At 77.3% G+C, this 264-nt stretch carries 1 protein-coding gene; it reads right to left on the bottom strand.

Annotated elements, in window-relative coordinates:
- Positions 1-161: roadblock/LC7 domain-containing protein (locus ACSNOC_RS27980; RefSeq protein ID WP_436750365.1), on the bottom strand; the 161-nt coding region annotated here is incomplete at its 3' end.
- Positions 162-264: the final 103 nt, after the last annotated feature.

The following is a 264-nucleotide window of genomic DNA, read 5'->3' as shown; positions in this document are numbered from 1 at the left end:
TGGTCGGCCTGGTCCGCCGTGAGGCCCGGGGTGCGGCACAGCTTGAGGCCGTCCCGCGAGAGCAGCAGCGCGTGCCGGGCGCCGGGCGTGCGGGTCAGGAGGCCCGCCAGCAGCCAGTCGAGTCTGTCTCCGGTGGTGCCGGTGGCCGGCGGCGCTGTCATGGGGTGTCGTCCTCCGGGCGTGGCGAGGGGATCGTGGAGGACGAGGGGGCCGGTGCCGACGGGCCGGTGTCGTCCGCGCCGTACGGGCCCTGTCCCCGGCCCT

Source organism: Streptomyces sp. URMC 129 (assembly GCF_051386415.1).
Classification (GTDB): Bacteria; Actinomycetota; Actinomycetes; order Streptomycetales; family Streptomycetaceae; genus Streptomyces.
This window is presented reverse-complemented; position numbering and strand designations above follow the sequence as displayed.